The following is a 7,584-nucleotide window of genomic DNA, read 5'->3' as shown; positions in this document are numbered from 1 at the left end:
CGCCGCGTCCTGGCGCGTTCTTGTGTCGCTGCAGGCACTCCAATTTTGGCGTCCGCTTGTTTCATCGTGGACGCCATCTTCACGCCGCCTGCTCAACTCCGCAAGACGGTGTTCGTCGGACTATTACATTCGATCAGATCGTGGTCACGTACATGTTCGATCGGAAAGTGCGGTTACTGCTTCTAGAAGCGATACAGCAGGTCGAGATCGCACTTCGAACGCATTGGGCGCAGATGCTCACGGAGACATACGGCGCGCACTCCTATCTTGACGCCTCGCTGTTCAAAAACTCCTCCATGTACACCGCGTGTCTCGGAAGCCTCGACGATGAGTTGCAGCGCAGCAAAGAGACATTTGTTCAGCACTATCACAGCAAATACACCAAACCATCGAGGCCGCCTACTTGGGCCATAGGCGAACTATTGACCCTAGGCCAGCTGTCGAAGTGGCTTAATAATCTGAAGCATCGCCGCGATCGACAGGCAATAGCGCACCGCTTGGGACTTGATGAAGTAGTGGTTTGCGCCTTTGCCCACCACCTCACACACATTCGCAATCTATGCGCACACCACTGCAGGGTGTGGAATCGTAAGTTGACATTCACAATGACCTTGCCCAATCGTCCCGCCTCCTTGGCAAGCCAGTTCAACGAACAGCAGGATCGGCGGATTTACAACACCCTTGTTATGCTTTCTTGGTGCACGCGAATCATTGATCCTGACGGCACCTGGTCGGCACGGATGAAGGAATTGCTAGCTACACGAAACGACGAAGAGATTCGGGCAATGGGCGCTCCTGCCAACTGGAGCAATGCTCAGCCGTGGGCATAAGCTGCTATCGCAGCGGCCTTAGGGGAATCTGATCAACCCTGTGACCATACCTCGCTAACGGGAAGGCGGGAGACCAACTGGGCAGGAATTTCAGGCAGCCAATTAGTGTTCGTTCGGTCCAAACTCCGCCGTGGGAGAATGCAGAATGGACCAATCTCCCCTGCATGACCCGCTGCCGCTTGCTGAGTTACTGCAATCATCAAATGTTCAGTTGCAGCAAAAACTTCTGGCTGAGCAATGGGCGCTGGAGGAGGCGCATGTCTTGCATTCTGAGGCTGAAGCGGCGGTTAGAAAAAGCCAACGAAAATTCGAAACTCTTTCCGACCGGCATGCCGTGTTATCAAAAGCAGACGAGCGAGTTGAGAGCTTATTCATGGAAGCAGGAAAGGCTTTGGCAGTACTCAATAGTGCCGGTGTTGCTGCAGTGTTGGCGTTCTCGCAAGCGTTAGTCGCCAAAGGCAATTTCGAGAAATTTAGGCCGTACGCTCTTGGGGCACTCCTTCTCTTTTTAGTTGGCGCGTTCGTTGCATCAATAGTTGCGGTGGCCATTGCGCACGACGTTCTCGCCAGAGTGTCCGAAAAGTCCAAACTCAAACAGCGCAGCCTGCACATCATCTTTGTTGGCGTCGCTATGGTGACTTTCGCGGCAGGCGCTGGAGTTTTCATGATGGGGATGGCTTGGGCTCTGTGACGGGCTTTGCTTTGCTTGGCGCGTCACCAGTCGCGCTGCGCTACATGGGGTTGCACCCCATACCCCGGGCTTGCAGCCCCCAAAGGGCCCCCTGCCAATACCGTCTATCAGGAAGTCCCAATGCCGAATGCTCGCGCTCCGCGGGCGATTTTGGCTTCTACAAACGCACTGCGGAAATCGCGTCCTGAGAGGAGGCTGGCGGAGCAAAAATTCTTAGATATATAGAAGCTATTAGGCGCAAGTTATTGAACGTAATGAAGTTACAAGAAGATTAAAAATCCTTGTGTCGATGGTTTGATTCCGCCCCAGCCACCAGAAAAAACCATTTCTAATCAACAGGTTAGGAATATGGAAACAAAACGCGGCCTCTCAAAAAGGCCGCTTTTTTCTGACGCAATCTCTGACGCTTGCGTTGGGGACCCGCGTCCGGTCTCGCGTGTGCCGTTCATGACGTTGCGTCGTCGGTCACACGGCCCTTGTCGCTCTCGCCAGGAGTTTCTCGAATTGGTGGCCGGATGGCCGGTGCGCTCCAGCTATCGTGGGATGTGTGCCTGGACTGAAGCTGAAAAGGGCCGGGCTGCTATCGAAGCGGAGCCCGGCCCTGAATGCTATTTGCAGCGGCGGCCTGAACCCAGGCCGCGCCATTTCACGCGTTGGCGGTCTTGCCGATCCGTACGCGCCAGGTTTCCGGGCCCGACTCCAGATAGTCCCAGGTAAATTTCCCGGTGTGCTCTGCATCAAACTGGTAGTACAGAGGTTTCGGGTCGTGGTCATTGATCAGGATAAAGCTTTTGCCGGGAGCCAGACCCTGCCAGGTGCTGAAGATGGTGCTATGCCGCTGCATGGGAACAAGTTGGCGTACGTCCAAGTTTTCGCTGTCGCTCATGAGTGTGTTTCCTTTTTGGTTGGGGTTGATAAAACTGCGCTATCGCCATGGGGCGATTCTTTTCGGCTGTTGCGCCTGGGATGGGTGAGGTTGTGCATGACGCCGTTCAGGCGTTCGGCTTCCTTCGGCTGATCGTGCCGTAGCAGCGACCAGCCCTGTGCCGCCAGACGGCAGGCGGCATCGATTTCTCCGGCGTCTCCCATGCCTCGCAGGGCTTGCACGAAGAGACGGTTGAGCGCGGCCAGCGCGTCGTATGGTTCCATGCCGGCTCACTCCTGCTCGATGCCAAAGTGCTCCTTGGCCTGCGGACTCATTGCCTGTGGACTCCAGCGTGGATCCCAGACCAGGTTGATCTCGACTTCGTCCACGCCTTCCATGTCTTCCAGGCGCTGCTTCACGCCCCCCTGGATCATGTCCGAGGCCGGGCACCCCGGGGTCGTCATCGTCATGATGACCACCGCCAGGCGGTCGATCAACTCGACCTCGTAGACCAGGCCGAGATCGACGATGTTGTAGCCGAGTTCGGGGTCGAACACATCCTTCAGTGCCTCCCGCATTTCGTCGCTGGTGGGCCCGCTCACGATGCACTTCCGCAACGAATCAGGACCCGATATTCGCTGGCGCCGGTTTTCTCGCAATGGGCCTGATGACCGCGCGTTTGCAGTTCCGGATACAGCAGCAGCGGATCCCGGTCATACAAACCCTCCAGCACTTCGCCAGGGGTCATGTTCTCCAGCGTCTCCAGTGTGATGACCATGGGCTCTGGCGGCATCATGCCGCGGTTGTCGAGCGAGTGGCTCGGCGCGGGCCACCCGCTGGCGTCGTCCTGACCCGGCCTGGCAACCGCAGCGGCCGGCTCCGGCGCAGCGGCGCCTTCGGGTTTGAAGACAATCTCCCAATCGCCCTTGCCCAGTTCTTTCTCGCAATGGGCATAACCCTTTTTTTGCATCACCGAAAACAGCGGCACCGGCTTGAAGGTCGCCAGCAGGCGCAAGCCCTGGCCACTCTCAAGCTTTGCCACCGCCTTCATGATTTCCGGAAAAGGTTCGCCGCCGTTGCGCAAAATCGGGCGCACATCGAGTGTCAGCAGTGAAACGGTCATGTCATTCTCCTTGAATGGGGTGGGAAGGGGAGGAAGCCAGGGTTGCCGCGGCGGCGGCCATGGGCGACGGCGTCTTCGGCTGGCCCGGCGGCGACGGCATGCCGGGGGGCCGCACCAGGCTGGACTTGGTATTCGGGTCCGGGTGGCGCGCGCGCCAGAGCTCGACCGTGATCAGAACGGTTGCCACCAGCTGCAGGGTCGCAGCGATTTTCCACAGCACCGGCTGAGCGCACGCGAGGGCGGCGCTGGCCAATACCGTGGCCGCGAAATACAGCGCAAAACCCGGCCTGGCGCGGCGTTCGTTGACCAGATCCTGAACGCGCGGCACCGGGCCCTTGCCGAGCCGTTTTCCGAACACTTCGAGCCAGGTGAGAAACGGAACAATCTTGTACAGCTGGCTCAGGCCCAGTCCGCTCAAGCCGCCGAACACAAACAGATAGCCGATCGCGCCGGCAAACCGGCCCAGCACGCCCCATGCCATGGCCAGTGCGGCCAGCACCAGTGCCAGCGCGATCAGGGTCAGCGCCGCCGCCGCCGTCACGCTGTTCAACTCCAGCTGGCGCCGTTTGCGAGCGCGGTAGAACTCGATGATGTCGGCCAGGTAACAAATGACGCCAAGGCCCGCCAGCGTCGCACCGAGTGCCTCGATCCAGCCCAGCGCCACGCCGCCCCAGAGCCCGGCCAGTCCGCCAGCCACCAGCAAGGTCAGGCCGCCTACGGTCAGTACCAGCGCTGCATAGGTGCTGCGGCGCGGTTCGTCAGGCGCGAGCATGAACATTGATAGCAAACGGTAGCTGACGCCCATCACGGTCAACGTGAACCAGCCGCCCAGGCCGACCGCGACATGCAGACTCAGGCCACGCCCGATCAGGTCCAGCAGGAAAGCGGGCGGTCGTGGCCGTGCAAACGCAAGGGCAAAGCCCAGGCCGATCAGGCCGGTCAATAACAGGAACACCAGGCTGAAGGCCACGAAGTCGGCCGGTAGCGGCAGCGGGCGCGCGCGCCACAGTGTGGCCGCGAGATTGATGGCTCCCAGCACGAAACCGGTCAGCACCAGGCTACCGCCGATCGGCAGCCAGACGGTGGCGAGGAAAGGCGTGCCGCCCAAGGCCACGAAGCCGGCCAGCATCGCCACGAGACCGGGCGCGATCGCCAGCAGCGAATACAGCGGCAGGCGCTGGCTGTACAGCGTTGTGTTGGTGATGACCGGGACAAACTGGTACAGCGCCCCCAACATCAGCAGGCTCAACCAGCCGATCGTGATCAGATGCACTCCGGCCAGCGTGGCCGGGGCACGCAACCCCGCCAACGGGTCGGCATAGCCGGCGACCAGCAACACCTCAGCGGCCAAAAGGGCGGCGATGGCGCACCCGAAATGCACCATCGTCCAGCGTGAAACCTTTGATCCGATCGACATTGACACAGTTGTTCTAGCTTCGTTTTAAAAGATATATTTTAAATATAGTTTTATGTGCATGTAAAAGATTTTGTGCAATCTCAACACCGTGCCCGATGTCTTTCAGCGTCGCACGTGGGTGAGGCGAGGCCCGGGATTTCGCCGGTGGTTGGGTGCGACAAAACCCATTTGCTAGGCGCTGGCGTGCGCTTTGACCAGGCATTCATGAAACGCCTGCGCCGCCCGCGACGGCTGCGGAGAGCGCCGAACCAGGCTCACAAAACGGCATGGGTAGCGGAACAGGGCGGGCTGTACGGCCCGCATCTGCCCGCGCCGCTCGAACGCCTCGGCGTAGTGGTCTGGCAGAAAACCCAGAAACTTCCCCGAGAGGATCAGTGTGGCGATGGCCTCCTGGTCAAACCCCGTGGCCTTGCGCGGCAATCGTGCGCTGTGGCTCAACGCCATGTTGGGCGAGTGGTAACCAAGGCCCGCAAAATGATAGGCCCGCAGCCCATCCCAGGTCAGTGGCCCATGGCTGGCGCCAAACAGCGGGTGCCGAGCGCCGCAGTACAGCAGCATCGTCTCGTCGAACAGCTCGGCATAAAGCAGACTGTGCGAATGGCGGTGAACCGGAATGATGCCGACGTTGTAAGTACCATCGATCACGCCGCGCTCAATCGCATTGATCGAGGCCACATGCATCTGCAGGCCCACTTCGGGCGCACGCTCCGTGAACAGGGCAATCGCCTCGCCAATGCGGGCCTGCGGGTTGCTGGCCGTCTTGTCAAACACCGCTACCGCCAACTGACCACCCATGCGGGAATGGATATCGTCGATGCTGTTGCGAAAGCCCTCGACCGAAGCCAGCAGGCGCAGGGTTTCGTCATACACACGCTGGCCCTCGGGGGTGAGCGCGAAACCGGCGCGGCCACGGCGACACAGCACCAGGCCCAGCCGCGTCTCCAGGTCCTTCACGTGGCGACTGACGGTGGAAATGCCGATGTTCAGTTCCAGTTCCGCTGCGGCCATCCCGCCGCAATCCGCCACGCTCTTGAAGACTTGCAGCAGCCGCAGGTCCATGTCGCTCAATTGACCCAATACGGCCCGCTTCTTGGGGTCTGGCTTAATCACTTGCATAAATCCCCAAGTAAACGTTGATATTGCGTCATTTTAGAGGTTAATAAAACTCTCCAAAATGCAATTACCAACTCGCAAAATGTCTTGCGAGGGGCCCAATATGGTTCCTTGATTTCAAACTCTGGAGAAAGCACATGACCTTCGCTCACGTTGACCAACCCACACCGGCGACTGCACCCCGCATGGACGCGGCCTGGCTGGACGCGCACTGGATGCCCTACACGGCCAACCGCGAGTTCAAGGCCAACCCGCGCATGGTCGTGGAGGCCAGCGGCGCCTATTTCACCGACGCCGAAGGCCGCAAGATATTCGACGGCCTCTCGGGTCTGTGGTGCACGGGCCTGGGCCATGGCCGGCGCGAAATCGCCGAGGCCGTGGGCCGCCAGGCCGCCAAGCTCGATTACGCGCCGGCATTCCAGTTCGGCCACCCGGGCTCGTTCGAGCTGGCCAACCGCATCAAGGACCTGACGCCCGAAGGCCTGGACTATGTGTTCTTCACCGACTCGGGCTCGGAAGCCGCCGACACTTCGCTGAAGATGGCCCGCGCCTACTGGCGCACCAAAGGCCAGGCGAGCAAGACGCGCCTGATCGGCCGCGAGAAGGGCTACCACGGCGTGAACTACGGCGGCATTTCGGTTGGCGGCATCGGCGGCAACCGCAAGCTCTTTGGCCAGGGCTTGGAGGCCGACCACATCCCGCACACCCAACCGTGCATGGGCTCGTTCCACAAGGGCATGCCGCCCCTAGGGGCCGAGCTGGCCGACAAGCTGCTCGACGTGATCGCGCTGCACGATGCGAGCAACATCGCCGCCGTCATCGTCGAGCCGTTCTCGGGCTCTGCCGGCGTGGTGATTCCGCCTGTGGGGTACCTGCAGCGCCTGCGCGAGATATGCACGCAGAACAACATCCTCTTGATCTTCGACGAAGTCATCACCGGCTTTGGCCGCACCGGCGCCATGACCGGGGCCGAGGCCTTCGGCGTCACGCCCGACATCATGAACATCGCCAAGCAGGTCACCAACGGTGCGCAGCCGCTGGGCGCGGTGATCGCCAGGAAGGAGATCTACGACACTTTCATGGACGCGGGCGGTCCGGAATACCTGGTCGAATTTCCGCACGGCTACACCTACTCGGCCCACCCCGTGGCCTGCGCTGCCGGCATCGCCGCGCTCGATGTGCTGCAGAAGGAAGACATGATCGGCCGCGTCAAGGCGCTGGTGCCGCATTTCGAGGCTGCCGTGCACAGCCTGAAGGGCGTGAAACACGTGGCCGACATCCGCAACTATGGTTTGGCCGCCGGCTTCACGATCGCATCGCTGCCCGGCGAGCCGGCACGCCGCCCGTACGAGATTGCGATGAACTGCTGGAAGAAGGGCTTCTATGTGCGCTACGGCGGCGACACTATCCAACTGGCGCCGCCCTTCATCAGCGAGAAGGCCGAGATCGACCGGCTGATCAACGCGCTGGGGGATGCCCTGGCCGAAACCGCCTGAACAAGGCGCTCCTTTATTAATAGCGACAGGCGCTTACCTCATAAGCGCT

General features: G+C 60.5%; 9 protein-coding genes. 3 read left to right on the top strand and 6 right to left on the bottom strand.

Annotated features, from left to right (window positions below; genetic code table 11):
• On the top strand, nt 1-830 hold an 830-nt coding region (locus tag B0E49_RS19410; RefSeq protein WP_144264635.1), incomplete at its 5' end, for an Abi family protein.
• A 145-nt stretch (nt 831-975) separates the two neighbouring features.
• On the top strand, nt 976-1,521 hold the full coding sequence (locus tag B0E49_RS20385; protein ID WP_144264634.1) for a hypothetical protein: 546 nt from the start codon (nt 976-978) through the stop codon (nt 1,519-1,521).
• 646 nt (nt 1,522-2,167) lie between these two features.
• Here B0E49_RS20385 and B0E49_RS19400 read toward each other — a convergent pair.
• The 6 genes from B0E49_RS19400 to B0E49_RS19375 all read right to left on the bottom strand — a co-directional run bounded on the left by B0E49_RS19400 (nt 2,168) and on the right by B0E49_RS19375 (nt 6,042).
• The gene (locus B0E49_RS19400; RefSeq protein WP_077564358.1) at nt 2,168-2,407 is read right to left on the bottom strand and encodes a DUF2249 domain-containing protein; all 240 of its coding nucleotides are present in this window, start codon (nt 2,405-2,407) and stop codon (nt 2,168-2,170) included.
• Nucleotides 2,404-2,670, bottom strand: coding sequence for a hypothetical protein (locus B0E49_RS19395; RefSeq protein ID WP_077564356.1), 267 nt, complete (start codon nt 2,668-2,670; stop codon nt 2,404-2,406). Before B0E49_RS19395 ends, B0E49_RS19400 begins: the two co-directional genes overlap by 4 nt.
• 6 nt (nt 2,671-2,676) lie before the next feature.
• Nucleotides 2,677-2,988, bottom strand: coding sequence for a metal-sulfur cluster assembly factor (locus B0E49_RS19390; protein ID WP_210411681.1), 312 nt, complete (start codon nt 2,986-2,988; stop codon nt 2,677-2,679).
• Entirely contained in the window at nt 2,985-3,509 is a 525-nt protein-coding gene (locus B0E49_RS19385) for a DUF2249 domain-containing protein (RefSeq protein WP_077564354.1), read from the bottom strand. The genes B0E49_RS19390 and B0E49_RS19385 overlap by 4 nt, the downstream gene beginning before the upstream one ends.
• A gap of 1 nt (nt 3,510) precedes the next feature.
• The gene (locus tag B0E49_RS19380; RefSeq protein WP_144264633.1) at nt 3,511-4,926 is read right to left on the bottom strand and encodes a hypothetical protein; all 1,416 of its coding nucleotides are present in this window, start codon (nt 4,924-4,926) and stop codon (nt 3,511-3,513) included.
• A gap of 171 nt (nt 4,927-5,097) precedes the next feature.
• Nucleotides 5,098-6,042 (bottom strand): LysR family transcriptional regulator, encoded by a 945-nt coding sequence (locus B0E49_RS19375; protein ID WP_077564352.1) that lies wholly within the window; start codon nt 6,040-6,042, stop codon nt 5,098-5,100.
• A gap of 134 nt (nt 6,043-6,176) precedes the next feature.
• Between B0E49_RS19375 and aptA the strand changes: the two genes are divergently transcribed.
• On the top strand, nt 6,177-7,535 hold the full coding sequence (aptA, locus tag B0E49_RS19370) for an omega-aminotransferase AptA (protein WP_077564350.1): 1,359 nt from the start codon (nt 6,177-6,179) through the stop codon (nt 7,533-7,535).
• Nucleotides 7,536-7,584 lie beyond the last annotated feature (49 nt).

The sequence above is a fragment of the Polaromonas sp. C04 genome (assembly GCF_002002705.1).
Taxonomy (GTDB): Bacteria; Pseudomonadota; Gammaproteobacteria; order Burkholderiales; family Burkholderiaceae_C; genus Rhodoferax_A.
This window is presented reverse-complemented; position numbering and strand designations above follow the sequence as displayed.